Source organism: Kitasatospora sp. NPDC001095, from assembly GCF_053598615.1.
In genome coordinates this window covers 19,400-45,551 of record NZ_JBSFKQ010000057.1, presented here as the reverse complement: position 1 = coordinate 45,551, position 26,152 = coordinate 19,400, and the positions used below count along the sequence as shown (strand labels likewise).

Below are 26,152 nucleotides of genomic sequence, written 5' to 3'. Positions count from 1 at the left end.
CACGCGGCCCTCACCCCGTCGGTGGCCGGTGGCCCGCGGACGGGTCGGGCGGTCCGGGGCCGACCCCTGTCGTACCTGTCCCGTACGGGAGTTGACGCCCGACACAGCCGGTGCACCCCGCCGCAGGCCGGACGCCACCCGCCGTTCGCCTGCCGGTCGCGTGCCCTCCCTACGCTCGCTCGGACCACCGCCGGTGACCGGCCGGCAACGGCCTCCCGGCCCTGTCCGCTGCGTCGCCGCCGCTGCGCCGCCACCGCCGTCGCCGCAGCCGCTGCCGCCGCCGAGCGAAAGGGCGCCCGATGGCCCCGCGTCTCTCCCTCGTCGTCCCGATCCACAACGTCGAGCGCTACCTCCAGGAGTGCCTGGACTCGATCGCGGCGCAGACCTTCGGGGACTTCGAGTGCGTCATGGTCGACGACGGCTCGACCGACGACGGCCCGGCCATCGCCAAGGCCCACGCCGAGCGGGACCCGCGCTTCCGGCTGGTCAGCCAGGAGAACCAGGGCCTGGGCGCCGCCCGCAACACCGGCTGGCGCCACCTCACCCCCGGCACCGAGTACCTGGCCTTCGTCGACAGCGACGACACCGTGCCGCCGCACGCCTACCAGCTGATGATCGACACCCTGGACGGGACCGGCTCCGACTTCGCCGCCGGCAACGCCCTGCGGCTGCGCACCACCGGCCTCAGCCCCTCGCACGGCCACCGCCGCCCGTTCCGCGAGACCCGGCTGCGCACCCACGTCAGCGAACTGCCCGCCCTGGTCACCGACCGCACCGCCTGGAACAAGGTCTACCGGCGCACCTTCTTCGACGGCGCGGGCCTGCTCTACCCCGAGGGCATCCTGTACGAGGACGCCCCGGTCAGCGTGCCCCACCACTTCCTCGCCGAGCAGGTCGATGTGCTCGCCGACCCGATCTACCACTGGCGGGTCCGCGAGGACGGCGACCTCTCCATCACCCAGAAGAAGACCGACCCGCGCGGACTGGTCGACCGGGTCCGCTCGATGGAACTCGTCCGCGCATGGCTGCTCGCCCGCCCCGAGCCCGTCTTCGCCGACCACCTGCGCGCCTACGACCGCAACTGCCTGGTCGAGGAGATCCCGATGTTCTTCTGGACCGTCCCCGACGGCGACCGCGCCTACCGCGCCGCCTACCAGCAGCACGTCAGCCGCCTCCTGCGGGCCATCGGCCCCGAGGCCCAGGCCGGCCTCAGCCCCCAACTGCGCCTCAAGTACGGCCTGACGACGGCCGGCCGGATGCACCGCTTCGTCGCCCTCCAGCGTCTCCACCGCGCCGTGCGCCGCACCCGCCAGGCCGTCGGCCGCCGCTGAGGCCGGCCACGGCCGTATCCGCCCCGGCCGCGCTCGCGCTTCGTGAGCGCGGGTCGCCGGTCCCCGGTCCATGGTCTTCGAACATGCGTCACCCTCCACCGCTACCAGCCGCGGTGGAGGGTGACGCCGCGGCCGGGGAGCCCGACACGGTGGTCAGTGCGACCACGGGAGGCCTCGCGGCCGCGAGGCCTCCCGTGGACACGGTCATGGCCCTACTGGAAGCGAACGGTGCCGGGCGGCGGGGCCGGCAGGCAGTCCGGGCCCGATCCGTCCAGCAGACCTCCCGTGATCACGCCGTAGGCGTGGGAGGGGTCGGTCTTGGCGAGGGGGAAGCCCACCATGAGCAGCTTGCCGGCGGGGATCTTGCTGGGGCGGATGTAGAGAACGGTCTTGCCGTCCTCCCAGCCGATGTCCCAGCCGTTGGCCGACGAGCTGGTGCCGCCGGGGCTGGGGCTCGCCGAAGCGGGCGGTGCCGAGCGCGGCGTTTCGCCGTGGGGCGGTTCCGGGCTGGGGGGACCGGACGGCGACGTGGACGGGCTGGGGGACGCCGACGGGTCGGGGCTGCCCCACGGGGTGGCGCAGTCGGGGTCACCGGCCAGGACGCGGCTGCGAACGCCGATGCGGTCCAGGTCCTTCTGCAGCTTGCCCAGGTCGATCTTGCCGGCCGGGTTGATGATGGTGAGTTTGACGAGGTCGCTCTCGTCGTTCTGCAGGGTGTAGGCGGCCGCGGGCTGGCTCGGCAGCACGGTCAGGGCGACACCCGCCACGGCGGCGGCCAGACCCGAGGCCAAACCGACCGGGACCCAGCGCACGCGGGCGCGACGGCGGGGTCGGGCCGTGGCCGACTGGTCGGGGTGCGGGCTCTCCGCCCGCTGCTGGACATGGTTCTTGAGCTCGTGCATCAACCGCTCCTCGAAGCGTTCGGCGTTCATTCAGGCCTCCACAAGGGACGAGGGGGACGGATCGGACTCGGGATTGGCGCCGGGCTGCTGGAGGGCCTTGCGAGCCCGGTGCAGCCGGACCCGGGCGGCCACGGTGCTGATACCGAGTGCCTTGGCGGCCTCGGAGACGCTCAGACCGTCAACCGCCACCAGTTCCAGCACCTCCCGCGGTCCGCGCGGCAGCAGAGCGATGCGTTCCAGCAGCTGACGCGAGGCGCGCTCGGCGTCGATGCGCTCCTCCAGCCGTGCGATGTCATCGCCGTCCAGCAGCCGGTGGCCGGCTATCCGGCCCTCGGCCGCCCAGATCCGCGCCGCGCGCCGTTCCTGGGACGCGGCCACGTTGCGGGCGATGCCGTGCAGCCAGGCGATCGGCGTGCCCAGCTGCGGCCGGTACCCGCCGGCGGCCGAGATCGCCGCGAGGAATACCTCGGTGACCAGGTCGGCCGCAGCGTGCGGGTCCCGGGTCCGCCGGGTCGCGTACCGCAGCACCGCCTGCACGTGCTCACGGTAGAAGGCCTCGAACGCCTCCGGATCCTCACCGATCCGCGCGACCAGACCGCTGTCCGGCGGTTGCCTCACATCGACTCCCTTGTCTGTCCGTCCCCCACATCTCCTCTTGGCGACGCACGACAGGAGCGTTACATCCGAACCTGAATCGACTTCGGGGCCCCAGCCCTCAGGAATGGCACGTGACGTGACGCCATGTCTGCCGTCATTGGGACGTGCGGGATCGTCGCTCGTGCGAGACCCGGAAGGCGTGCTCAAGCAGTGGCCCTCGCCGGCGGCGGGTTCCACGCGCTGCGGGGAAGACGTACGCCTTCCCGGAGATCCTGGGCACCAAGGAGAGCGCCCGCGAGATCCTGTCGGAAGCGGCCCCCGGCGAGTCCCTCGACGACTGCGTCGTCTTCATGGCCCACCAGGGCTACCTCTACTCCTTCATCGCCCCGCCCGAGCGGGGCGGCAGGACCCACGATGTCGCCGAGACCCACGAGGGCGTCCACGAAGGTGCGGCATCCTTCGCGGCCTTCATACACTGCTGTGGGCCTCGTGCACCTGACGGCCGCCTATCCGGCGGCGAGGGGCCGCAGGAGTACGTGCCGGTGCCGCCAGGCCAGGCGAAGGAGCGCCGCACCGGCGGGCTGCATGGGTTCCGTGTCGGTGAGGCGATCCACCTGATCCGCGGTGAAGGGAATGCCGGTCGAGCGTCCCGTGGCGTCGTCCAGCCCGACCCGACGGCCTTCATCGTTGGTGGAGACGATCCGTCGGAACGTCTCGTCGAACAGCTCGGCGTCGAAGACGGCCACGGTGAGCATGTCGGTGACGTAGGTCAGCGGATCCATCCCGAGGCCCAGCCAGAACACGCGTAGGGTGCCGTCCTCACGTGCAGCGGTGAGTTTCTGGTTGAGCGGCCAAGAGGCGTAGTCGATGGGAGACTTGTCGCTTCCGTAGTCCTCAGTGAAGCCGAGGAGTTCCTCGCTTAGCTCACGGAGGATGGAACGCCACAGGTCGAAGTCGTTGGCCTCGTTCCACGGTGCGTCGTGCGAGGCCTGGAACATCCCGACTGGCATCACCTGGTAGAGCCCGCCGCCGCTGGCGACCTTCTCGGGGTCACGCCAGTGGAGGACGAACTCCGCCTCGCCGGTGTGGCGGTCGTGCCGGATGGTGAGTGTGCTCGTGGCCGCCATGACGGGGCGTCGGGCAAGGTCGGTCGGATCGGCGATGGCGGCCCGGAACGGCGTGTGCCGGTCCGGGCCCACCAGGGCGGCCGACGCGTACTCGTGGGCGACGGCCTCGCAGATGTTGATGACGTCGAAGTACTGCCCGCGCCCGAAGGTCAGCACGGGCTCGGCCGTGGAAGCATCGACGTCCAAGAGGCGGTAGCAGCCACGGTTTTCGAACAACTTGGGCTTGGCCAGCTCCCTTACGGCATCCGCGTAATGAAGATACGTAGTGCCATCCGCCCGACGAGGCCGGACGTGGTCGAGCTCCGGCTCGCTCCCGTCCAGGAGGCCATCCGGCGCGTCCGGCCGCCACCGCAGCCGGACGCGCTCCAAAGGCACCGGCTGCTCAGGGATCCAGTGCTGCCGAGCGATCAGCGGCGTGCCCGGGACCCGGTGCTCCGGTGGGCTCTCGTTCAGGAGCCGACCGGTCAAGGCGAACCGTTGCTCGTTCAGGAAAGCTCGAACCTGCCGCCAGTGTTCGGCACTGTTGATGGAACTCGGCGGATCATCTGCTGCTGGCGTGCTGAGCACGATGCTCCTTGTTTGCATACCGGGAATGACGGTTCAAAAACTGGTTACGAGTTGAGCAGCAGGTCGCGGTGCTTCCAGGCCAGAGCCAAGCATGCCGCGCCCGGCGGCGCCATGGGTTCGTTCCTGATGAATCGGGAAACGTTCCGTTCGGTGAAGGGGATGCCGGACGAAGTGTCCTGCCCGTTCCACCTGGTGACCGTAATCCCTTCGGCGTTGGTCCGTACCACTTCGCCGAAGAGCTCCTCGAACACATCGTCGTTGATCACTAACACGCTGGGGCGAGGTCTACCACGGCGGCTGGTTCAACGAGCACCGCCGGATCGAGGGCATCAAGGCCCATACGGCGCTCGGCGGCCGGCTCGTCCACGGCTGCCAGTCCGTCCCCGACCAGTCCGGTGGCGTCGTCGCCCCCTACGGCGCCTCCATGGCCCGCTTCCGCGACGAGCTGGCCGACATGAAGGCGGAGTGTCGAGCAGGTCGACTCCTACCGCGTGACCGTCGCCTGAGCCCTGCGTTGACGTCGATCCGGGGCGGCAAGCGCGCTGCCGCCCCGGATCTTGCCAGCCCCCTACCAACCAGAACGGAACTGCCTCTCGTGGACAACAAGCTCGTCACCGACATCCTTGCCGGTCTCTGCTTCAGCACCGGACACCCCGCGCCCGCCCGGGAGCCGGTGCGCGTGTGGGGCATGTCCGGAGTTGAACGCCTGCGCTTCGACAACGGACGTACCGCGGTCTACAAGTACGCCGTCGAGCCGTTCGATGGCGAGGACCGGATCCTTCTGGCGGCGAACAGCGCGGGCATCCCGGTGCCGGAGGTCATCGGTTCCATCGTCCGGGAAGGCACGCTCGGCATGATCATCGAGGACCTGGGCCAGCCGCTCCGAGAGGCGGGCGACGTCGATGGCGTCGTGGCCGCCGTCGCCCTCCATGCGGCTCCCGTGGCCGAGTCCCTGTCGGAACTCGGGGAGGAAGCGCTCGCGGCCCTTCCCTCCCGGGCGCTCGGGCACCTTCGCCGTCTGCGCGAGAACGGCCGTTGGACCGAGGGCACCACAGACATCACGGCGATGCTTGAAGCGCTCGCCCTTGCAGCCTCCAAGCGTGCGGGCGGTGCGGATCTGGCCCCGTTCGGCTGGGTGCACTCCGAGTTCCACCCCACCAGCCTGCACATCGGTGAGAACGGCTGGCGCCTGCTCGACTTCGCCCGCGCATTCACCGGCCCCGGCCTGCTCGACCTCGCCTCCTGGCACGGAACCATCGGCGACCCCGATCCCGCCCGACTGCGGAGGCTGATCGAGGCCTACGTCGCCACCGGCGGCCCGAAGGACACGCTTGCCGAACGCGGTGGCCTGTCCGCCGAGCAGTGGGCTCTCGGCTGGCACCGCGTGTGGGCCAGCGAGTGGTTCATGGAGCAGGCCATCAAGTGGATCAACAACCCTCAGGACGACCCGCTCTACGTCAACGTCGTCCGTCGGCACCTGACCACGGCCGTCCGTCTTCTGGAAGCGTGACTGTGAACCTCTGGGACGCCCACGCTGCCCAGCGCCTCGCTGGGGCGGCGCCGCAGCTGCTGACGGCGCCTGATCAGATGGAGTGGACTCAACGACCTGGCGTCGGTCCCGGCTCCGAGATCCTGGGCGAGGAACTGGGCGGGCGGCGAATCGTGGACCTCGGCTGCGGCCCCGGCCACAACGCCGCGCACCTGGCCGGCCTCGGTGCTCAGGTCACCGGGGTCGACAGTTCCCGTGGCCAGATCCACCGGGCGACGAGTTACTACGGGCACACCGGAGTCGACTTCGTCTGTTCCACCGCGAGTGCCTACCTCAACCGTGACCGGCTCCGGCTGGACGCCATCGTGTCCGTCTTTGGTGCGATCGGATCGGCTGAGCCGTACAAGCTCCTCTACGCATGTTCCCGCAGCCTCGACCGCAGTGGCGTGCTCGCGTTTTCTGTTCCTCACCCGAAGCGGACCGGCGCCATTCCGGTGGATCCCCGCACCTGTGACCAGATGACCCTGCCCGACGGCACCCAGGCCGTGGTGAAGCGCTGGGACGCCGATTCGGCTGCCTGGGTGCGTGCCCTCAACCGCGCCGGCCTGCTCGTCACCGGAGTGCACAACCTCCGCGCTCCGGTCGGCGCACGTTGGCCGACCACTCTCCTCATCACCGCACGGAAGCCCTGACACCCGGAGGTAGTAGTGCTTGCCACCCCGTTCCTGCTGTTGGACATCGACGGCGTCCTCATCCCGTTCCCCGCCGCCGATGGCAGCACGCCGACCACCCACGCCCGCTTCCAGGTTCACACGGACGACGTGGCCGGGCCATTCTGGGTCTGGCTCAACCCGACCCACGGCGCGCTGATCACCGAGGTCATCAACTCCGGCCTCATTCAGCCCGTGTGGTGCACCAGCTGGCGATTCGACGCCCGCCGCATCGTCGCTCCGCTGCTCGATGTGCCGGACTTCGAGCACATCGACCTGCCGAGGCTGCAGATCACCACGAGCCACCCTGACGGCTACCTCTGGAAGCGGAACCATGTCGCGGACTGGTTGGCCACCGCTCCAGCCGTCTGGATCGACGACGACTTCACGCCGCTGGATCACAGGTGGGCCGCCGATCGCAGCGCATTCGGAAATCCGACCCTACTGATCCAGCCGGATCCGCGTGTCGGCATCCAGTCGGAGCACATCACGAGCGCACTGGGGTGGGCTGCCGCTCTTCGTGTGAATGAGAGGGCGGTCTGATGCATGGGAAGGCGGGATGCCTGACGTCCATGGTCGTCAGTCCCTTGAGCAACGCCCGGTTCCCGGTTCCGTTGGAACGGGAGGAGCCACCGGGAGCCGACGCCGTGCCGGCGGCGCGGCGGTTGGTGGTGGCGATCGTGCGGGAGTGGGGTGTGCCGCTCTCCGAAACCGCGCTTCAGGAGCTGGAGTTGTGTGCGAGCGAGGTGATCGCCAACGCGTTGGTGCACACGGGGGAGCGGTGTGTCGTCTCCGTCCGCTGGCGCGGTGGGCGGGTGCGGGTGGAGGTGGCTGACCCGGGGGGTGGAGTCGCCGGAACGGGAGTGCGCCGGGGAGGAGGCGACCAGTGGGCGGGGGCTGCTACTCGTGGAGGCGCTCGCGGATGCGTGGGGGTGGTACCCGGTGGAGGTGGGCAAGGTGGTGTGGTTCGAGTACCCCGAAACCCGCGAAACGCCGTGCCCCACGCAGGGGTGGGGCACGGCGCTCGACCTTCGTACTGCGGATCAGGCGAAGAAGGCGTCCAGGATCTGCTGGGCGGCGAGTCCGGCGGGGAGGGTGCCGGCGCGGACCTGGGTCTCCAACTCGGGGGCCAACCTCAGCACCTCGCTGTTCTCGTGGAGGCGGGCGTAGAGCTGGTCGTGGACCATGGACCAGGTCCACTCCACCTGCTGGTCGCGGCGCTTCGCGGCCAGGGCGCCGGTGGCGTCCAGCACCTTGCGGTGCTGCTGCAACCGCTCCCACAGGACGTCCAACCCCGCGCCGTCGCGCCCGCTGCACGTCAGTACCGGCGGCGTCCACGCCGCGTCGGGTGCCTGCAACAGTCGTAGTGCCCCAGCGAGTTCGCGTGCCGCCGCCTTCGCGTCCCGCTCGTGCGGCCCGTCGGCCTTGTTGACGGCGATGACGTCCGCGAGCTCCAGCACGCCCTTCTTGATGCCCTGGAGCTGGTCGCCGGTCCGCGCCAGGCTGAGCAGCAGGAAGGTGTCCACCATCCCCGCCACCGCCGTCTCGGACTGGCCGACGCCGACCGTCTCGATCAGCACCACGTCGTACCCCGCCGCCTCCATCACCACCATGGACTCCCGGGTGGCCTTGGCGACGCCGCCCAGTGTCCCCGAGGTCGGGGACGGGCGGACGAACGCCGCGGGGTCGACGGCGAGCCGTTCCATCCGGGTCTTGTCGCCCAGGATGGAGCCGCCCGTCCGGCTGGACGTCGGGTCGACGGCGAGCACCGCGACCCGGTGGCCCCGGCCGGTCAGCATCGTCCCGAAGGAGTCGATGAAGGTCGATTTGCCGACACCGGGCACGCCCGTGATGCCCACCCGGACCGCGCCGCCCGCGTGCGGCAGCAGCCGCTGGAGCAGCTGCTGCGCGAGCGCGCGGTGGTCGGGCCGGGAGGATTCGACGAGGGTGACGGCGCGCGCGATCCAGGCGCGCGAGCCGTCCAGTACGCCCGTCACGTAGCTGTCGAGGTCGATCGTCCGCGGAGGCATGGGATCAGGCGGTCACAGCTCGTGGCCGAGGTCGGCCGCCAGGGACTTCAGCAGGTCGTACGCCGCGTCCGGGATGACCGTCCCCGGGGGGAAGACCGCCGCGGCGCCCGCCTCGTGGAGGGCGTCGAAGTCCTGCGGCGGGATCACCCCGCCCACCACGATGGTGATGTCCTCCCGGCCCGCCTCGGCGAGTTCGGCGCGCAGTGCGGGCACCAGCGTCAGGTGGCCGGCGGCCAGCGAGGACACGCCGACGATGTGGACGTCCGCCTCGACGGCCTGGCGGGCGACCTCGGCCGGGGTCTGGAACAGCGGGCCGACGTCGACCGTGAAGCCGAGGTCGGCGAAGGCGGTGGCGATCACCTTCTGGCCGCGGTCGTGGCCGTCCTGGCCCATCTTGGCGACCAGGATGCGCGGACGGCGGCCCTCGGCCTGCTCGAACCGCTCGACCAGGTCGCGGGTGCGCTGGAGGGAGGCCGACGGGCCCGCTTCGTCTCGGTACACACCGGAGATGGTACGGATCTGGCCGGAGTGGCGGCCGTACACCTTCTCCAGGGCGTCCGAGATCTCGCCGACGGTGGCCTTGGCCCGGGCCGCGTTGACGGCCAGGTGCAGCAGGTTGCCGTCGAGCGAGCCGTCGCGCTGCGAACCGGCCTCGGCGGCCCGGGTGAGGGCGTGCAGCGCGTCGCGGCACGCGGCCTCGTCGCGCTCCTCGCGCAGCCGGCGCAGCTTCTCGATCTGCCGGGCCCGCACCGAGGAGTTGTCGACCTTGAGCACGTCGATCTGCTCGTCGCTGTCCACCCGGTACTTGTTGACGCCGATCACCGGCTGGCGGCCGGAGTCGATCCGCGCCTGGGTGCGGGCGGCGGCCTCCTCGACGCGCAGCTTGGGGATGCCCGCGTCGATGGCCTTCGCCATGCCGCCGGCCGCCTCGACCTCCTGGATGTGCTCCCAGGCCCGCGCGGCGAGGTCGTGCGTCAGCTTCTCGACGTACGCGGAGCCGCCCCACGGGTCGATCACCCGGCAGGTGCCCGACTCCTGCTGGAGCAGCAGCTGGGTGTTGCGGGCGATCCGCGCGGAGAAGTCGGTGGGCAGGGCGAGCGCCTCGTCGAGGGCGTTGGTGTGCAGCGACTGGGTGTGGCCCTGGGTCGCCGCCATCGCCTCCACACAGGTGCGCGTCACATTGTTGAACACGTCCTGGGCGGTGAGCGACCAGCCCGAGGTCTGTGAATGGGTGCGCAGCGACAGGGACTTGGGGTTCTTCGGGTCGAACTGCTTGACCAGCTTGGCCCACAGCAGCCGGGCCGCGCGCAGCTTGGCGACCTCCATGAAGAAGTTCATGCCGATCGCCCAGAAGAACGACAGCCGCGGCGCGAAGGCGTCCACGTCCAGGCCCACGTCCAGGCCCGCGCGCAGGTACTCCACCCCGTCGGCGAGGGTGTAGGCCAGTTCGAGGTCGGCCGTCGCACCCGCCTCCTGGATGTGGTAGCCGGAGATGGAGATCGAGTTGTACCGGGGCATCTTCTGCGAGGTGTACGCGAAGATGTCCGAGATGATCCGCATCGACGGCTGCGGCGGGTAGATGTAGGTGTTGCGGACCATGAACTCCTTGAGGATGTCGTTCTGGATGGTCCCCGCGAGCTTCTCCGGCGGTACGCCCTGTTCCTCGGCCGCGACGATGTACAGCGCGAGGATCGGCAGCACGGCGCCGTTCATGGTCATCGACACCGACATCTTGTCCAGCGGGATTCCGTCGAACAGCTGGCGCATGTCGTAGATCGAGTCGATGGCGACTCCCGCCATGCCGACGTCGCCGGTGACCCGCGGGTGGTCGCTGTCGTAGCCGCGGTGGGTCGGCAGGTCGAAGGCGACCGACAGGCCCTTCTGGCCGGCCGCGAGGTTGCGGCGGTAGAAGGCGTTGGACTCCTCGGCGGTGGAGAAGCCCGCGTACTGGCGGACGGTCCAGGGCTGGTTGACGTACATGGTCGGGTACGGCCCGCGCAGGTACGGGGCGACGCCCGGGTACGTCTCCAGGAAGTCCAGGCCGGCCAGGTCGGCGCCGGTGTACAGCGGCTTGACGCCGATGCCCTCGGGGGTGTCCCAGAGCAGCTCCTCGACGTCCTTGCCGGTGGACTGGCGCCAGGCGGCCCGCCACTGCTCCTCGGTGACGCCCGCGTTGCCGGTGGCGTCCGGGTTGCCGGTGTCGCCGGCGGCGCCACCGTCCAGCCCGATTCCGGTGAAGTCGGGGATCATCGAGCGGCTCCGATCTGGTCCAGCAGGGAGGTCAGGACGGCGACGGCGTCGCCTCCCGTGAAGATGAACTCGTCCACTCCGGCGGGTACTTCGCCGAGCCGTCCGGCCAGCAGCACCCTGGTGGCGCCGGCCGCCCTCAGGGCCTCGGCGACGGGCGAGGCGTACTCGGCGTACAGGGCGTCGCTGGAGCAGAGGCAGGCGACGGTCGCGCCGGAGGCGCGGAACGCCTCGGCGAAGGCCGCCGGGTCGACGGACTCGGCCGAGACCGTCGCGATGCCGCCGGCCTGGAAGAGGTTGGCGGCGAAGGTGGTGCGCGCGGTGTGCGCGGAGGCGGTGCCGATCGAGGCGAGGAACAGGCTCGGTCGGGCACCGTGCGTGGCGGCGTGGGCGTCCGAGCGGTCCCGCAGCGCCTCGAAGGCCTCGGCGCGGCGGACCTGCGGCAGCCCGCCGCCGAATCCGGCGGGGGCCGGTTCGCGGACCAGCGGCTGCTCGTCCAGGTGCGGGAACTCGCTGACGCCGGTGACGGGTTCGCGCCGCTTGGCGAGCCGTACGGACCGCTCCGCCCAGGTCGCGGCGATCCGCTCCTCGACCAGTCCGGAGGCGAGGGCGGCGACCAGGCCGCCGGCCCGCTCGATCTCCTGGAACCAGGCCCAGGCGGCCCGCGCCAGCTCCTCGCTCAGCTGCTCGACGTACCAGGAGCCGCCGGCCGGGTCGATCACCCGGGCCAGGTGGGACTCCTCCAGCAGGATCGCCTGGGTGTTGCGGGCGATCCGGCGGGCGAAGGCGTCCGGCAGGCCGAGCGCGGTGTCGAAGGGCAGCACGGTGACGGAGTCGGCGCCGCCGACGCCGGCGGCCAGGCAGGCGACGGTGGTGCGCAGCATGTTCACCCACGGGTCGCGGGCGGTCATCATCACCCGCGAGGTGACGGCGTGCTGACGCTGCGCCTGATCGGCCGCGCCGGCCCCCGAGACCTCGGCGACGCGGGCCCAGAGTCGTCGCGCGGCACGGAACTTGGCGATGGTGAGGAACTGGTCGGCGTCCGCGGCGTAGCGGAACTCCAGCTGGCCTAGCGCGTCGTCCACCGACAGCCCGGCGGCGGTCAACGCGCGCAGGTAGGCGACGCCGGTGGCCAGCGAGCAGCCCAACTCCTGGGCGGGGGAGGCACCGGCCTCGTGGTACGGCAGGGCGTCCACGGTGAGCGCCCGCAGGCCCGGGTACCCGGCGGCGCAGCGGGCGGCCAGCGCGGTGGCCTCGGCGAGCAGCGCGTCGGTGCGGGCGCCGTCGCCGGTGCGGGCCTGGAGGCCGAGCGGGTCGGCGCCGAGGTTGCCGGCGGCGGAGCCGGGGGAGACCTCGCGCTCCTCGTACAGCTTGAACAACTGCTCGGCGGCGTCGGTGAATTCGGGCCCGGCGTCGAGTGCCACGGCGGCCAGGTCCAGGTACACCCCGGCCAGCGCCTCGGGCAGGGCCGCCACCGGCAGGCCCGCACCGCCCAGCTCCAGCCAGAGCGAGCTCACGCCGTGCTCCAGGTCGGCCAGTACGGCCTCGTTGGTGCGCCGGCGGTCCGGGTCGGCGTGCCGTTGGCGGACGTCCCACCCGGCCACGGCGGAGCCCTGCGCCCGGCCGCCGCGCACGAACGGCGGGAAGCCGGGGTAGCCCGGGTCCGCGTCGGTGTCCTCGGCGGTGTACAGCGGGCGGGCGCTCAGCCCGTCCTGGAGCCGGGTGGTGAGCGCCTGCTCGGCGGCGGCGCCGTCCTCGGGCTGGGCACCGGACTTGCGCAGCACTCCCTGGACGAGTTGCTGCCACTGCTCGCGGTGTGCGGCCGGGAACTCGGAGGCAAGGGGGAGCCCTTCGGGCGGGACCTTCATGTGCGCAGGTTAGCGTCCGTTCGCGGGGCCGCAGGAGGGGGATTCCGTGTGACCTTGCCCTCGATCGGGCCGTGATCCGAGCACTCTCCGAGGCGTCGAGTGCCACGGCCGCCGGGGCGGCGGGTGCCAGGGGTGGGAAGGGGCGCCGTACGGGGGAGCCGAGGGGAGTCGGGGGCAGCGGAGGGGGGCGAGGGGAGCCGGGGGAGCGGGAGCGGGACGGGCGCAGGTCGGCGGGGGTGGCGGCGGCCGTCGGCGGCGGGCGCGATGTCCGAGGTCAACGCCGATGGCAGGGAACGTGATCGATGTCCCGTCATGCTGTCAAAACGTCATGATCAGGGGGATTGCGGAACCAGGGCCCTCATCTATTAAGTTACTTCGAAGAAGGCGGGCGGGGCGGTACCCCCCCGTTGCTCGCCCTGCCCGCCTTCGCCGTCCCCGGCCCCGGCCGAGCCGTTCCCCGGCTCCGTCCGGACCCTCCCCAGATTCCCCCGAAGGAGAGCGACCGCCATGGGAAAGCGTCGCAAGCCCAGCCCGCCGAGCCGGGCCCGCATGGCGGTCGTCACCACGGCCATGGCGGCCGGTGGCGCGGTCCTCGCCTCCGGTACCGCCCACGCCGAGCCGACCCCGAGCCTGGCCTCCGTCAAGGAGCAGGTCGACCAGCTCAACGAGGCGGCCGAGCAGGCGATCGAGAAGCACAACGGCTTCCAGGCGAAGCAGCAGCAGCTCCAGGCCGACGCCAACGTGATCCAGGAGAAGGTCGCCCGCGGTCAGGAGGCGATGAACGAGCTGCGGACCCGGCTCGGCGCGGTCGCCGCCGACCAGTACCGCACCAACGGCATAGACCCGTCGGTCCAGCTGATGCTCGACTCCGACCCGTCCGCCTACCTGGAGCGCGCCGCGGTGCAGAACCAGGTCTCCGACTCCCAGGCGAGCCTTCTCAAGCAGGCCCAGGACGAGCAGCGCAAGCTCGACCAGGACCGCGCCGAGGCCACCGCCACCCTGGCCGCGCTCGACTCGGTGGGCACCCAGCTGGCGGAGCAGAAGAAGGACATCCAGACCAAGCTGGCCCAGGCCCAGGAGATGCTGAACAAGCTCAGCGCCGAGGACCGTGCCAAGATCAACGCCCAGCAGAGCGCCGAGAAGGCCAAGGCCGAGGCCCAGCAGGCGGCCGCCGCCGCCGCTGCCGCCGCCAAGGACCGCGCCTCCCGCTCCGCCGACCGCCCGGACATGAACGCCCCGGTTCCGTCGGCCAGCGGCCGGGCCGGCGCCATCATCGGCTTCGCCCAGGCTCAGCTCGGCAAGCCCTACGGCTGGGGCAAGAACGGCCCCGCCAGCTTCGACTGCTCCGGCCTCACCAGCCAGGCCTACCGCGCCGCGGGCGTCACGATCTCCCGGACGTCCGAAGAGCAGTGGAAGGACGGCCCGCACGTCGACCGCGCCAACCTCCAGCCCGGTGACCTGGTCTTCTTCTACAACGACCTGCACCACGTCGGCCTGTACATCGGCGACGGCAAGATGATCCACGCCCCGCGCACGGGCAAGAACATCGAGGTCCTGCCGATCTCCGCGATGCCCTACATGGGCGCCGTCCGCCCGGCCTGACCGGGCGCCTCATGTGATCCACGAGGGTCGGCCCGCGAGATCGGGCCGACCGTCGTGGACCGACCGCAGTGGACCCGGGGGCCGGTGCCCCCGGGTCCGCCGCGTTCCGGACGCCGTGCGGCGTCGGTGCAGGGGGGCGGCAGTCGGGACGAACAGTTGGCCGGGTGCGCCCCGGCGGGCCGTGCGCCGACTGCCCGGCGCGGTCGATTCTCCTTCCCGCGCGTGCAGGTGACGGCCGGTCCCGCCGTCGGGGGCCCAGGGCGAACGCGCCCTCCCGGGTCCGGGCCGCCGAGCGCCGTGTGAACCGTGGGGGAAAGCCCGGTTCCTCGCTCGTGAAGTTGCGGTGATCCGGTTCCGGTACTGCGCGAACCATTCAGAAGTGCTCCCGGTCACTGCTAGGTTACCCGTCGGTCAGGGCCAGTGCGGACTGCTCCGGGCACTCCGCCCAGCCACGCAAGTCACCATCGCCCCAGCACCGTTGACCCGAAGGGACCCTCCACGTGACCGTGCGCAAGCTGACGTCGTCAGCCGCCGCGACAACGACCGTGCTCCTCCTCTGCGGCGCCGTCCTGAACGGAGTGGCGGCGTTACCGGCCGCCGCGACCACGACCAGCACGACCACCACGACGGCCGTGTCGGCCACCGGCCCCAGCGCCCCGGCAACGCTGGCACCCCCGGCGTCCGGCACGGCCGCGGCCGTCGTGGCGACACCGGCGCAGGGCAGCACGCCGGCCACCGCCACCGCCGCCCCCGGCCTCGCGCTCTCCTCCTACGACGCGGCCACCGGCACCGCCGTGCTCGCACCGGCCACCACCGGTCCGCAGGCGCCGTCCGCCCGGGCCGCGGCCCCCGACGCCGCCGCGGCCGCCGTCCAGCCCGGGCAGCTGATCGACAGCCCGCCCACCCCGGCCGCCCCGCACGGCGCGCTGGTCGCCGTCACCGGCGTGCAGCCGACCGCCGACGGGAAGGTCGCCGTCACCACCCGCCCGGCCACCCTCCCCGAGCTGCTCGGCGCGACCAGCACCAGCCTGCGCAGCGCCGTCAGCCCGAGCGCGTTCGAGGTCCAGCCGCAGATCGGCGGCATCGAGGTCACCACCGACCTCGGCGCGACCTCGGGCCAGGGCTCCGTCTCCGGGAGCCTGGGGCTCAGCGCCCACGCCACCGTTCCGCTGCCGAACGGCTCCTCGGCGACGCTCTCCGGCTCGGTCTCGCTCACCCCGTCCGTGGACTTCTCCTACCAGGGCGCCCTCGGCCTGCTCGACCCCCAGCAGGCCCGGATCGGCTTCACCCTGGGCGCGCACGCCGACTGGCACGTCAGCGCGGACCTCACCGCGAGCACCGGGTCCGTCCGCATCCCGCTGGCCAAGTACAGCGCCAACCCCGTGGTGATGGTGGGCCCCCTGCCCGTCGTCATCAACCTGAACTTCACCCTCTCCGCCGACATCGGCGCCGACGGCACCGTCACCCTCGACGCCGAGCAGTCGTACGACGGCCAGTGGGGCGTCCACTCCGACTACGTCAAGGGTCCGGGCTGGACCACCACGACCGAGCCCGGGACCTCCACCGTCGCCCCGCTGCGCCTCAACCTCAAGGGTTCCGCCTCGGCGAAGACCGGCCTGCTCGCCGAAGGCTCGATCGCCCTGTACGACACGGTCGGCGTGAAGGCCTCGATCGAGCCGTACCTGCGCGCCGCCGTCAACGGCTCGATCGTGCTCGCCGGCGCGGGCAGCACGCCGGACATCAACGGCACGGCCGCGCTCTACGGCGGACTCGACATCAACGGGGCTCTGATGGCGCAGCTCGCCATCCTCGGCACCCCGATCCTCTCGGCAGACCTGCCCTTCCTCGCGTTCCACCGCGAGTGGCTGCTCGCCTCGGTGAGCACCGGCCCGAACCCGCCGCGCCTGGTGGACTGGACCTCGCTCAGCTCCGGCCTGTCCGACGACGCCCACTCCGCCTACCTGAAGACCCGGCCGGACTGGGACCCGTCGGCCCTCAAGGCGTCCTGCCCGGACGGCAGTCGGCTGATCGGGCTCAGCCACGGCGGCGACGACGGCCTGTGCACGGACGTCACCAAGGCGGACCTGTGGGACGCCGGCCGTGCGTACGTCGTCGACCACGGCGGCACCTATGTGACCACCGACTGGGCGCCGGGCTACGCCAAGGCCCAGTGCCCCGCCGGCTCCTTCGTCTCCGGATACGGCCGCAACGGCCGGACGATGAGCGTGCTGTGCGCCAAGTCGGCGTCCCCGCTGGGGACTTCGATCCGCACACTGTGGTTCGACAAGGGTGACAACCGGCCCGCGACGGCCTCGGGCGGCGACTTCGCGTACGGCTTCGCCAAGGGCCAGTGCGCGAACGACGAGTTCGTCGCCGGTGTGGCCTACAGCCAGCCCTGGTGGCAGCTGTGGGCGGCGCGGCCGTACGCGCTGCTCTGCCAGAAGCTCGCCTGACCGACGGCGGGCCTGACATGCGGGTGGGCCGGGCGTCGCTCCTCGGGGGTGGCGCCCGGCCCGGCCGCGCTCGGTGAAGGGCCTGCTCGCCCCCGGTGGCCGACGGGTCAGAGCGCGGCGAGCCGTTGCAGCAGGTGCGCGGGGTCGGTGAGGCCGCAGGCGCGGCGGACGGCGGCGTCGTGGGCGGCGGCGAGGGCGTCGAGGCGGGTCAGCCGGGTGCGGCCCTGGCGGGAGAGGTGGGCGGTGATCCGGCGGCGGTCCCGCTCGTCCTGGCGCCGGTAGACCCAGCCCGAGTCGGCCAGCGAGTCCACCAGTCGGCTCAGGCTCGCCTGTGGGATCAGCAGCGCCTGGGCCAGCTCGCCCATCGCGTGCCCCCGGCCGTCCGCGAGGACGCGCAGCAGCCGCCACTGGTCGACGGTGCAGTCCTCCTCGGCCAGGGCGGCGGCGAGGCCGCCGGAGAGCCTGCGATGGGCCAGCGTGACCAGCTCGACCAGCAGCGGCTCCGCGGCGGCCGAGGCTCCGGTGGTGTCGGGGGAGCGGCCCTCGATCTGCGGTGCGGCACCAACTGCGGTCATCGGACCCTCCCGTTTCCGGCCTTTCCCGATATCGGCGGTACGACGATACTCGCACCGTGAGCGCCGAAGTGAGGTTGATCGATCCGCTCGACGCGCTGCACTCCGTGCGGGAGGAGCCGGCGTTTCGGGTGGGCCTCGTCGTGCCCCAGTCCGGCCCGCTCGGGCTCACCGGCCCGTCCGCGCTGGACGGCGCAGTGCTCGCCGCGCACGAGGTCAACGCGGGCGGCGGGGTCCTCGGCCGCGCCCTGGAGCTGGTGCTGGTGGACGGCGGCGGTGCGCCGGGCCCGGTCGCCGGCGAGGTGCGGCGGCTGCTGGACGCCGGGGCACTGGACGCGCTCGCCGGGTGCCACACCAGCGACGTGCACCGGGCGGTCGAGACCGTCGCCGCGGGCCGCGTCGCGTACGTCTTCACCCCGCCGCACGAGGGCGGCTCCCGACGGCCCGGGGTGCTCTGCACCGGCATCGACCCGTCCCGTCAACTCGGCGCCGCAATGGCGAAACTGACGAGTCGTCATAGCCTTGCCCGCTGGGCGCGATCGGCAACGACTACATCTGGCCGCGCTCCGTCCACCGGGCCGCCGAGGGGCTGGCGGCGCGGGCCGGCGCCCGGGTGGTGCTGGAGCGGCGGATCCCCTTCGGGACGGTCGAGGAGGCGCTCGAACCGCTGTTGGACGCGCTGCGCGCCGCCCGCGCGGACGCCCTGCTGCTCAGCCTGATCGGGCGGGACCAGGTGCACTTCAACCGGGCGCTGCGGCGCAGCGGGCTGGACCGCGGGCTGGTGCGGCTCTCCGGCGCCCTGGAGGAGAACGGCCTGCTCGCGCTCGGCGGCGACGACACCGGGACGCTGTACGCCGCGATGCCCTCCTTCGCGACGCTGGCCGAGGAGCGCCGGCAGAGCCTCGCCGAGCGGCACCGGGCGCTGTGCGGCCCGTGGGCGCCCGTCCTGGACGCCTATGCGGTGGGGCTGTACGAGGGCCTGCACCTGCTCGCCGACCTGGCGGCCCGTCGGGCGCTGGCCCCGGACGGCCTGCGGGCGGCCGCGGGTCGGTTGCTGCACCGCGAGGGTGCGGGCCGGGCGCCGGTCCACCTCGCCCGGGCCGAGGGCCTCGACTTCGCCGTCCTGTCGCGGTAGCCCGGGCCGCCCCTTCTCGCCAGTCGGGACGGCGCGACCAAACCCTTCCATCTGGAAACCGGGGCTTCGACTTCACCCCGCTGTACGACTCGCACACCTTCTCGTGGAGCCTGGTCTTCGGGGCGGTCTCGATCGCGGTGCTCAGCTTCCTGGGCTTCGACGGCATCTCCACCCTCTCGGAGGAGAACCGGGACTCCGCCAAGGCCATCGGCCGGTCCATGGTGGCCGCGCTGCTGCTCGCGGGCACCCTGTTCATCGTGCAGACCTGGGTCGCCTCGCTGCTGGTCGCCGACCCCGACGCGCTGATCCGGGACGGTGACCCGAACGGCACCGCCTTCTACGACGCGGCCCGCACCGCCGCCGGCGGCTGGCTCGCCACGCTGACCGCCGCCTCCACCGCCGTGGCCTGGGGCTTCGCCAACTCGCTGGTCGCCCAGGCGGCCACTTCCCGGCTGCTGTACGCGATGGCCCGCGACCGCCAGCTGCCCGCCTTCCTGTCCCGGATCCACCCCACCCGCCGGGTGCCCGTCAACGCGACCCTGCTGACCGCCGGGATCTCGCTGGTGCTCGGCCTCTACACGGCCTCGCGCGAGGACGGCATCACCCTGCTGAGCACCCTGGTCAACTTCGGTGCGCTGACCACCTTCCTGGTCCTGCACGTCGCCGTGGTCGTCCACTACCTGGTCCGCAAGCGCAGCAGGGACTACTGGCGACACCTGCTCGCCCCGGCGCTCGGCTTCGCGATCCTCGCGTACGTGGTGGTCAACGCCAACATCGCGGCCCAGCGGCTCGGCTTCGTCTGGCTGCTCGTCGGCGGGATCGTGCTCGCCGGGCTGATGGCGACCGGGCGCAAGCCCCGACTGGCCGTCGCCGAGGCCGAGTCGGGCCCCGAAGCCTCCACCGCGAACACCGCGAACGCCGCCACCACCCCCGAGGAGAACCAGTGAGCCTGCCCGAGACCGTCAAGCTGAGCCCGACCCCGGAGGACTACGCCTACACCTTCGGCGGCCGCGCCCCGCTGGTCACCGTCCAGCCCGGCACCGTCATCGAGCTGACCACCGAGGACTGCTTCGGCGGCAAGGTGCGCGGCACCGGCGACCTGCCCAGCCGGGTGTGCGCCTTCCCCTGCCTCAACCCGGTCACCGGTCCGATCGCGGTGGCGGGCGCCGAGCCGGGGGACGTCCTCGCGGTGCACTTCGTGGAGATCACCCCGGCCCGGGAGTACGGGATCTCCAGCACCTTCCCGCACTTCGGCGCGCTGACCGCGACCCACACCACCGCGATGCTGCACCCGGCGCTGGAGGAGCGGGTCTGGGTCTACGACCTGGACGTCAAGGCGGGCATCTGCCGGTTCCGGGCCCGCAACAGCGAGTTCACGGCGGAGCTGCCGCTGGACCCGATGCACGGCACGGTCGGCGTCGCCCCGGCGGCCGGCGAGGTGCTGGCCTCGATCACCCCGGGCGCGCACGGCGGCAATCTGGACACCCCCGAGATGCGGGCCGGCACCACCGCCTACTTCGGGGTCAACGTCGAGGGCGGTCTGGTCGCCATCGGTGACGGTCACGCCCGCCAGGGCGAGGGCGAGGTGTGCGGCACGGCGGTGGAGGCGGCGATGCGCACCACCGTGATCGTCGACCTGGTCAAGGGCGGCGGCCCGGCCTGGCCCCGGCTGGAGAACGACGACTTCCTGATCAGCACCGGCTCAGCCCGTCCGCTGGAGGACGCGTTCCGGATCAGCCAGCACGACCTGGTCGGCTGGACCGGCGAACTGCTCGGCCTGGACCAGCTCGACGCCTACCAGCTGGTCAGCCAGGCCGGGCTGGCGCCGGCGGCGAACGTCTGTGACACCAACTACACGATGGTCGCCAAGCTGCCGAAGAGCCTGCTGGGCCGGGCCCGCGCCTACGACGGGCTGCACGACCGGCTGCGCGAGACCGCCGGGGCGTACCTGCGGCACCGGTGACACGCGGCACAGGTGACAGTGCGGCCGCCGGTGACAGCGCGGCCCGGTGGCAGTGCGACGCCGGGGACAACGCGGCCCCGGGCCCGCGCGTTCAGGCGCGCGGGTCAAGGTCCCGGCAAATCTCACGGACCCCCACCCCACCCCCCACGGCGGGCCCGTCGGCACCCCCACGCCGACGGGCCCGCGGGCGTCTCGGAGAGCGTCCCGGCGCTGTCCGGGCGCGGTGTCCCGCCGGGCGCCTCACGGGTGCGGCGCGCAGACCAGCAGGTACGGGAGCAGCGGCAGCACCGACACCCCGAAGCGCCAGGCCGGCCGGATCCGTCCGTTCCCCGGACGCGCGAGCCGCCGTACCCGGGCGAGCACCCCGGTGGACGTCGCACCCAGCGCGGCGCCGCCCGCCGGGGCTCCCCGGCCGGGAGCGCCGCCGGTCGCCAACGCGCAGATCGCGGAGGCCAGTTCGCCCCGCGACACCTGCTCCAGCGCCGCGTCGTCGGCCGCCATCTCCAGCAGCAGCCCCACCTCGGAGCGCCCCAGCCGGGCCAGCGGCAGCAGCCCGAGCAGCAGCGCGAAGGTGTCGGCCGGCAGCCGGAACAGGTGGTGGCGGCCGCGGATGTGGCCGTGCTCGTGCGCGACGGCCGCGGTGAGCTGCCGCTCGTTCAGCAGCCGCAGCGCCCCGCGCGACAGCACCACCCGGGAACGCCGCCCGGGCAGGCAGTAGACGGTCGGATGCGCGTGCTCCAGCACCAGCGCGTCCCAGCGCCGGTCCCGTACGGCGACCACGTCCAGTACCGCCCGGTGCCGCCGCCTGGCCCGCCCGGCGCGCAGGCCGACGGCCGTCACCAGGGCGCCGAGCAGCGCCCCGCCGGCGGTGAGCAGCCACCAGTCGTGGGTGTGCGGCGGCACCGGCCCGGCCGGCGCGGCGCCCGGGAGGAGACCGGAGCGGCCGAGCAGACCGGGCAGGTCTAGCAGGCCGAGCAGCCCGGCCGGGTGGTGGGCGAAGGGTTCGACCGCGTGGTGGGCGGTGAGCAGCAGGCCCACCGTGAACGAGGCCATCAGCGCGAGCCAGAGCGCCGCGCCCGCCAGCGGACGGGCCTGGAGCCGGGCGGAGCCGACCAGTCGGCGGGGCAGCAGGACGCCGGTCACCACCAGGTGGAGGCAGAGCAGCGCGAGGGTCACTCGGCGCCCGGGGACTTCACCTGCTCCAGGGCCCTGAGCAGGGCCGATGCCTCGTCCCCGGTGATCCGGTCGACGAAGTGGAGCAGCGCGCCCGCCCGGTCGGGGGTGGTCTCCAGTGCCTGGTGCATCAGCTGGGCGGTGTACTCCTCGCGGGTGCAGGTCGGCTCGTACACCCAGGCGCGGCCGACCTTGTCGCGGCGCAGCCAGCCCTTGGTGTGCAGGATGTCCGCGACCGTGGTGACGGTGGTGTACGCGACCGCCCGCTCCCGCTGGAGGTCGTCCACCACCTCGCGCACCGTGGCGGGCCGGCCCCAGGACCAGAAGCGGTCCATGATCTCGGCCTCCAGATCGCCGAACCCCCGTAGCACCGCCCTCTTCTCCCTCGCCGAGCCGACCGTCGGCGCCCTTCGCCCGCCGGAACGCGGCCCATGGTACGGCGAGCGCCGGGCGCCCGCCCCCGGATGAAAGGGGGCGGACGCCCGGCGGGTTCCGGCTGGTGCCCGGGTGGTGGTCGGCCGGTGTCCAAGCCGTGTCCGACGCCGGCCGCCGGTGTCCGGTGCACGCGCAGCCGTTGCCCGGGGCAGGCGCCGCGCTCAGGACAGCCGCCGCCCGAGCGGGACGCGGGAGCGGGTGAGCAGCGCCGCGAGCAGCCCCGCGACCAGCGGCAGCACCAGCACGATCAGCAGCAGCTCGCCCCAGGGCGCGGTGATCAGCGCCGGCTCGGCCCCGAACCCACTGGCCCGGGACTTCAGCAGTCCCACCGCCGGCACGAACCCGTTGACCGCCCCGAGCAGCGCGCCCAGCAGGGCGATCAGCGTGCACTGGAGGCCCGCCATGGTCCGACGGATCCGCGGCGGCGCGCCGACGGCGGCCAGGGTGGCCTGGTCCTGCCGGGAGTCGGCGGCCGCCAGGCCGGTGGCGATCCCGGCCGCGCCGAGCACGACCAGCCCGGCGAAGCCGGTGAGCGCCAGGGTGAGCGCGTCGCCCTTCGGCTGGTAGCCGCGCTCCACGGTCAACTGGGCGAGGCGGTCCAGCCGGATGGCGGCCGCCTCGGCGCGCTGCTGCGCCTTGCGGTCGGGCGGGGTGGCGGGCAGCCAGACCGAGCCGGTCGGCCGGGCGGCGAGCCCGAGCCCGGGCAGCGCGGAGGGAAGCACCAGGCCCTGGGCGAAGTCGGCGGCGGCCGGGTCGTCCACCAGCACCGCGTCGACCGGGACCTCCTGGAGCTCCGGCTTGGGCACCTGGCCCGGCTCCAGCGGCGCGCCGCCCCCGCCGCGCAGCAGCAGCACGGCCTTGCCGTCGGCGCCCACCAGGGCCCGGTCGAAGACCAGCAGCTTCCCGGCGGCCAGCGCCTGCTCCGCGGCCTGGTCGTGGACCGCGAACAGGTTGTGCAGCACGGTCACGTCACCGGCGGCCACCCGCGGCGGCGCGCCGAGGCCGCGCCGCTCGACCGGGCCCTTGAGCTGGACGGTGCTGGAGCAGTTCTCGCACCAGCGGTACTCCACCTCGCCGAGGTCGCCGCGCGGGCCGAGCCCGCTCAGCTGCCCCTCCAGTTCGGTGCGCTCGTCGGCGAGCCGGGGTCCGTCGATGTGGCTGATCAACTGGACGGCGCCGTACGGGGCCTGGGGCCGGTAGTCGCGTCGGTTCTCGGCGTCGGTGCTGGTGGTGTAGACGCCGATGGCGACGGCGCCGGCCACCGCGGCCATCACCGCGGCCACCGCCGGGGCGGTGCGCGAGCGGTGCCGGGCGCAGTCGCGCAGGGCGAGCCGGGGCCCGAGCGGCAGCCGGCCGGCGGCCCGGCCGGTCAGGGCGACCAGCATCGGGGTGCACAGCAGCAGGCCGAGTTCGGCGACCACCGAGCCGCCGAGCACGGTCAGCGTGCGGGTGTCGTAGCCGCCCACGCCCGGCTGGTCGCGATGTACCGCGCCCGCCCCGTACATCGCGAGCGCGGCGCCGAGGGCGAGCAGCGCCACACCGGCGACGGTGACCCGGCGGCTGGGCCCGCGGACGGTGTCCCGGCCGGTGAGCCCGGCGGTGACGCTGCGCCGGGCGGCCTGCAGCGCGGGCAGCGCGGCCGCGAGCAGCGCGGTGACCAGGCCGATTCCGGCGATCGCGAGCAGGTCCAGTGGCGGTACGGCGAAGTGGCCGAAGCGTGCCCCGCCGAACTGCTCGATCCACGGCCGCAGCACCGCGACCGCCGCGGTGCCGAGCACCACGCCGACCACCGCTCCGGTCGCGCCGAGGACCACGCCGCCGCCGAGCACCACCGCGCCGACGTGGGCACGGCTGCCGCCGGCCGCGCCGAGCAGGGCGAGCTGGCGGCGCGAGCGGCGGGCGCCGACCGCGAAGGCGGGCCCGGCGAGCAGGGCGACCTCCAGCAGCGCCATGCCGCTGACGGTGGCGACGACCATCCTGGTGTTGTTGGCGGCCATCGGGTCGCTGTAGCGGTAGGCGTCGCGGTAGTAGGGGACGGCCCGCTCGGGTGGCGGGGCGAGCGCCACCGAACGAGCGGTCAGGGTGTATCCGTGGGCGTTGAACCGCTGGACCGCGGCCCAGTCGAGGGCGGCCCCGGACGGCAGCCGGACCAGCCAGGCGGACCGGACGGCCGTGGGCTTCTCCGCCGCCGGCCCCCCGGCCGCCAGGGCGGCGCTCAGCGGGTCGATCAACTCGCCCGGCCGGGCGACGAGTTCGACCCTGCCCAGCTCGCCCGGGCGCTCCACCATGCCGGTGATGGTGTAGGTGGTGTGCTCCAGGCCCTGGAGGGTCGTGGTGGCGCCGGGCGCGAGTCCGGAGCGGTCCAGGAAGGCCCGGGTGACGGCCACTTCGTGCGGGGCTTCCGGGGCGCGGCCCTCGACCAGGTCGAGCCGGCCGCGCCAGACCGGGTCGGCCAGGTCGGCCTCGGTGGTGAGGGTGCGGACCAGGCCCTCGGGCGAGGTCGCGCCGGCCTCAGGTCCTGGCCGGGCCGGGGTGAGCGAGCTGCCGGGCGGCAGCAGCGAGGCGACCAGGACGGCCGGATCGGTGCTCGCGCCCTTCTGCTGTTCGGCGGTGGGCTGGTCCCCGGGGCGGGGCTGGACGGAGAAGGCGCCGTCCTCGGCGATCGGGGCCTGTTCGACCGGCCGCCCCGGATCGAGTGAGGTGACCAGGGCGTCCGCGCCGCCCACCACCCGCTCGACCCGTTCGCCCGGGGTCAGTTGACCGCTGCGGTGGACCACGTCGGCGCCGGTGACGCCGAGGACGGGCAGCGCGACCATGGCGGCGATCAGCGCGCTGCGGCCCTTGGCGCGCAGTGCGTCACGGCGGGCGATGCGCAGGGCGACCCGCCAGGCTCCGAGCCTCACCGCGCCACCTCGCCGGCCGGGCCCGACGGGAACGCCGTGCCGGACCTGTGCAGCGCGTCCGACGGCTGCACGGCCGTGAGGCGGGCGGAGGCCCGGCGGCCCGGGGCCTCCGAGGCGATCGCGCCGTCCCGCAGGTGGACCACCCGGTCCGCCCAACCGGCGTGGGCCGCCTCGTGGGTGACCATCATGGCGGCGGCACCGGCGTCGCACCGGGCGCGCAGCACGGCGAGCACCGCCTCGCCGGTGGCCGAGTCGAGGGCGCCGGTGGGTTCGTCGGCGAGGACGAGGCGGCGGTCGCCGATCAGGGCGCGGGCGATGGCGACGCGCTGCTGCTGGCCGCCCGACATGTCGTCGGGGAAGCGGTCGGCGAGCTCGCCGATGCCCAGCTCCTCCAGCGCGGCCAGTGCCTCCCGGCGGGCCCGGCGCCCCGGGACGCCGTCGAGTTCGCGCGGCAGGGCGATGTTCTCGGCGGCGGTGAGGGCCGGGATCAGGTTGTAGTCCTGGAAGACGTACCCGATCGAGCGTCGCCGCAGGTCGGCGAGCTTGCCGCGGCCGAGACCGCCGAGCGCGACCCCCTCCACCAGCACCTCGCCGTCGCTGGGCTGGTCCAGCCCGCCGGCCAGGGTCAGCAGGGTGGACTTCCCGGAGCCGGACGGGCCCATGACGGCGACGAACTCGCCGGGGTGGACGGCCAGGTCGACGCCGCGCAGGGCGTGCACCTCGGCGGCGCCCCGCCCGTGCACCCGGGTGACGTCGGTCAGGCGCAGGACGGGTGCGGGCCGGGTCGGATCGGTGTGGGACACACTTCCCCCTCGTGAGCTGCTCAACTGCATATGTCGGTGAACTATATATGCCGGAGGACGTGATGCAAGGCGAGGTGGTTCCCGAGGGTCCGCGGGTGTCCACAGGTGTTCACGGGGCTGGTCGGTCGGGTTCGGTCAAACTTCTACAAAGCTGTCGAGGATGTGGGCGGAAACCCGGACCGGATCGTTCGGGGGCGGTCTATGCTCGGGAAGGTTCACGGCCCCGGGGGTGGGCCTCCCGCCGT

At 73.2% G+C, this 26,152-nt stretch carries 20 protein-coding genes and 3 pseudogenes; 11 read left to right on the top strand and 12 right to left on the bottom strand.

Annotation, left to right across the window (positions count from 1 at the left end):
* The first annotated feature begins 299 nt into the window (after window positions 1-299).
* A complete protein-coding gene (locus tag ACWDBB_RS31470) occupies window positions 300-1,331 on the top strand; it encodes a glycosyltransferase family 2 protein (RefSeq protein ID WP_449792811.1) in 1,032 nt (343 codons plus the stop codon).
* Window positions 1,332-1,543: 212 nt separating this feature from the next.
* Here the strand turns inward: ACWDBB_RS31470 and ACWDBB_RS31465 are convergent, their stop codons facing one another.
* From ACWDBB_RS31465 to ACWDBB_RS31450, 4 genes are all read right to left on the bottom strand, one after another.
* A complete protein-coding gene (locus ACWDBB_RS31465; RefSeq protein WP_449792810.1) occupies window positions 1,544-2,263 on the bottom strand; it encodes a hypothetical protein in 720 nt (239 codons plus the stop codon).
* Window positions 2,264-2,851, bottom strand: coding sequence for an RNA polymerase sigma factor (locus tag ACWDBB_RS31460; RefSeq protein ID WP_449792809.1), 588 nt, complete (start codon window positions 2,849-2,851; stop codon window positions 2,264-2,266).
* Between the two features lie 485 nt (window positions 2,852-3,336).
* Window positions 3,337-4,524 (bottom strand): helix-turn-helix domain-containing protein, encoded by a 1,188-nt coding sequence (locus ACWDBB_RS31455; protein WP_449792808.1) that lies wholly within the window; start codon window positions 4,522-4,524, stop codon window positions 3,337-3,339.
* A gap of 44 nt (window positions 4,525-4,568) precedes the next feature.
* Entirely contained in the window at window positions 4,569-4,790 is a 222-nt protein-coding gene (locus tag ACWDBB_RS31450) for a hypothetical protein (protein ID WP_449792807.1), read from the bottom strand.
* A gap of 14 nt (window positions 4,791-4,804) precedes the next feature.
* Here ACWDBB_RS31450 and ACWDBB_RS31445 point away from each other — a divergent pair.
* From ACWDBB_RS31445 to ACWDBB_RS31425, 5 genes and pseudogenes are all read left to right on the top strand, one after another.
* A pseudogene (locus ACWDBB_RS31445) lies at window positions 4,805-5,030 on the top strand (hypothetical protein); the annotation flags it as partial.
* Between the two features lie 89 nt (window positions 5,031-5,119).
* Complete coding sequence (locus ACWDBB_RS31440; protein WP_449792806.1) at window positions 5,120-6,034, top strand: phosphotransferase; 915 nt, start codon at window positions 5,120-5,122, stop codon at window positions 6,032-6,034.
* The gene (locus ACWDBB_RS31435; protein WP_449792805.1) at window positions 6,031-6,705 is read left to right on the top strand and encodes a class I SAM-dependent methyltransferase; all 675 of its coding nucleotides are present in this window, start codon (window positions 6,031-6,033) and stop codon (window positions 6,703-6,705) included. Before ACWDBB_RS31440 ends, ACWDBB_RS31435 begins: the two co-directional genes overlap by 4 nt.
* A 15-nt stretch (window positions 6,706-6,720) precedes the next feature.
* On the top strand, window positions 6,721-7,266 hold the full coding sequence (locus ACWDBB_RS31430; RefSeq protein WP_449792804.1) for an HAD domain-containing protein: 546 nt from the start codon (window positions 6,721-6,723) through the stop codon (window positions 7,264-7,266).
* Window positions 7,266-7,565: pseudogene (locus ACWDBB_RS31425) on the top strand (ATP-binding protein); the annotation flags it as partial. The gene ACWDBB_RS31430 and the pseudogene ACWDBB_RS31425, both read left to right, overlap by 1 nt.
* A gap of 201 nt (window positions 7,566-7,766) precedes the next feature.
* Here ACWDBB_RS31425 and meaB read toward each other — a convergent pair.
* Genes meaB through ACWDBB_RS31410 form a run of 3 tightly spaced genes read right to left on the bottom strand, consistent with a single transcriptional unit; the run spans window position 7,767 to window position 12,868 of the window.
* Window positions 7,767-8,753 (bottom strand): methylmalonyl Co-A mutase-associated GTPase MeaB, encoded by a 987-nt coding sequence (meaB, locus tag ACWDBB_RS31420; RefSeq protein WP_449792803.1) that lies wholly within the window; start codon window positions 8,751-8,753, stop codon window positions 7,767-7,769.
* Between the two features lie 12 nt (window positions 8,754-8,765).
* Window positions 8,766-11,003: a methylmalonyl-CoA mutase gene (scpA, locus tag ACWDBB_RS31415; RefSeq protein WP_449792802.1), complete on the bottom strand. Its 2,238-nt coding sequence runs from the start codon at window positions 11,001-11,003 to the stop codon at window positions 8,766-8,768.
* Window positions 11,000-12,868 carry a methylmalonyl-CoA mutase family protein gene (locus ACWDBB_RS31410; protein WP_449792801.1) on the bottom strand — a complete coding sequence of 623 codons (1,869 nt, stop codon included), beginning with the start codon at window positions 12,866-12,868 and terminating at the stop codon, window positions 11,000-11,002. The genes scpA and ACWDBB_RS31410 overlap by 4 nt, the downstream gene beginning before the upstream one ends.
* A gap of 507 nt (window positions 12,869-13,375) precedes the next feature.
* Here ACWDBB_RS31410 and ACWDBB_RS31405 point away from each other — a divergent pair.
* On the top strand, window positions 13,376-14,470 hold the full coding sequence (locus tag ACWDBB_RS31405) for an NlpC/P60 family protein (RefSeq protein ID WP_449792800.1): 1,095 nt from the start codon (window positions 13,376-13,378) through the stop codon (window positions 14,468-14,470).
* 500 nt (window positions 14,471-14,970) lie between these two features.
* Complete coding sequence (locus tag ACWDBB_RS31400; RefSeq protein ID WP_449792799.1) at window positions 14,971-16,923, top strand: hypothetical protein; 1,953 nt, start codon at window positions 14,971-14,973, stop codon at window positions 16,921-16,923.
* 107 nt (window positions 16,924-17,030) lie between these two features.
* Here the strand turns inward: ACWDBB_RS31400 and ACWDBB_RS31395 are convergent, their stop codons facing one another.
* Complete coding sequence (locus ACWDBB_RS31395) at window positions 17,031-17,498, bottom strand: MarR family winged helix-turn-helix transcriptional regulator (protein ID WP_449792798.1); 468 nt, start codon at window positions 17,496-17,498, stop codon at window positions 17,031-17,033.
* Here ACWDBB_RS31395 and ACWDBB_RS31390 point away from each other — a divergent pair.
* The 3 genes and pseudogenes from ACWDBB_RS31390 to ACWDBB_RS31380 all read left to right on the top strand — a co-directional run bounded on the left by ACWDBB_RS31390 (window position 17,477) and on the right by ACWDBB_RS31380 (window position 20,593).
* Window positions 17,477-18,630 (top strand): annotated as a pseudogene (locus tag ACWDBB_RS31390) (ABC transporter substrate-binding protein). The gene ACWDBB_RS31395 and the pseudogene ACWDBB_RS31390 sit on opposite strands and share 22 nt — an antisense overlap.
* A gap of 137 nt (window positions 18,631-18,767) precedes the next feature.
* Window positions 18,768-19,577 carry an APC family permease gene (locus ACWDBB_RS31385; RefSeq protein ID WP_449792797.1) on the top strand — a complete coding sequence of 270 codons (810 nt, stop codon included), beginning with the start codon at window positions 18,768-18,770 and terminating at the stop codon, window positions 19,575-19,577.
* Complete coding sequence (locus ACWDBB_RS31380; RefSeq protein WP_449792796.1) at window positions 19,574-20,593, top strand: acetamidase/formamidase family protein; 1,020 nt, start codon at window positions 19,574-19,576, stop codon at window positions 20,591-20,593. The genes ACWDBB_RS31385 and ACWDBB_RS31380 overlap by 4 nt, the downstream gene beginning before the upstream one ends.
* Before the next feature lie 240 nt (window positions 20,594-20,833).
* Here the strand turns inward: ACWDBB_RS31380 and ACWDBB_RS31375 are convergent, their stop codons facing one another.
* The 4 genes from ACWDBB_RS31375 to ACWDBB_RS31360 all read right to left on the bottom strand — a co-directional run bounded on the left by ACWDBB_RS31375 (window position 20,834) and on the right by ACWDBB_RS31360 (window position 25,937).
* The gene (locus tag ACWDBB_RS31375; RefSeq protein ID WP_449792795.1) at window positions 20,834-21,769 is read right to left on the bottom strand and encodes a M56 family metallopeptidase; all 936 of its coding nucleotides are present in this window, start codon (window positions 21,767-21,769) and stop codon (window positions 20,834-20,836) included.
* Window positions 21,766-22,137 carry a BlaI/MecI/CopY family transcriptional regulator gene (locus tag ACWDBB_RS31370; RefSeq protein WP_449792794.1) on the bottom strand — a complete coding sequence of 124 codons (372 nt, stop codon included), beginning with the start codon at window positions 22,135-22,137 and terminating at the stop codon, window positions 21,766-21,768. Before ACWDBB_RS31370 ends, ACWDBB_RS31375 begins: the two co-directional genes overlap by 4 nt.
* Window positions 22,138-22,362: 225 nt before the next feature.
* Window positions 22,363-25,104, bottom strand: coding sequence for an FtsX-like permease family protein (locus tag ACWDBB_RS31365; RefSeq protein WP_449792793.1), 2,742 nt, complete (start codon window positions 25,102-25,104; stop codon window positions 22,363-22,365).
* Window positions 25,101-25,937, bottom strand: coding sequence for an ABC transporter ATP-binding protein (locus ACWDBB_RS31360; RefSeq protein ID WP_449792792.1), 837 nt, complete (start codon window positions 25,935-25,937; stop codon window positions 25,101-25,103). Before ACWDBB_RS31360 ends, ACWDBB_RS31365 begins: the two co-directional genes overlap by 4 nt.
* Window positions 25,938-26,152 lie beyond the last annotated feature (215 nt).

Bases quoted from the DNA above. Each gene is read 5' to 3' on its own strand.
- ACWDBB_RS31470 (WP_449792811.1), top strand. From the start codon at position 300: ATGGCCCCGCGTCTCTCCCTCGTCGTCCCGATCCACAACGTCGAGCGC.
- meaB (WP_449792803.1), bottom strand. From the start codon at position 8,753: ATGCCTCCGCGGACGATCGACCTCGACAGCTACGTGACGGGCGTACTG.
- ACWDBB_RS31410 (WP_449792801.1), bottom strand. From the start codon at position 12,868: ATGAAGGTCCCGCCCGAAGGGCTCCCCCTTGCCTCCGAGTTCCCGGCC.
- scpA (WP_449792802.1), bottom strand. From the start codon at position 11,003: ATGATCCCCGACTTCACCGGAATCGGGCTGGACGGTGGCGCCGCCGGC.
- ACWDBB_RS31395 (WP_449792798.1), bottom strand. From the start codon at position 17,498: ATGACCGCAGTTGGTGCCGCACCGCAGATCGAGGGCCGCTCCCCCGAC.
- ACWDBB_RS31360 (WP_449792792.1), bottom strand. From the start codon at position 25,937: ATGCAGTTGAGCAGCTCACGAGGGGGAAGTGTGTCCCACACCGATCCG.
- ACWDBB_RS31465 (WP_449792810.1), bottom strand. From the start codon at position 2,263: ATGAACGCCGAACGCTTCGAGGAGCGGTTGATGCACGAGCTCAAGAAC.
- ACWDBB_RS31405 (WP_449792800.1), top strand. From the start codon at position 13,376: ATGGGAAAGCGTCGCAAGCCCAGCCCGCCGAGCCGGGCCCGCATGGCG.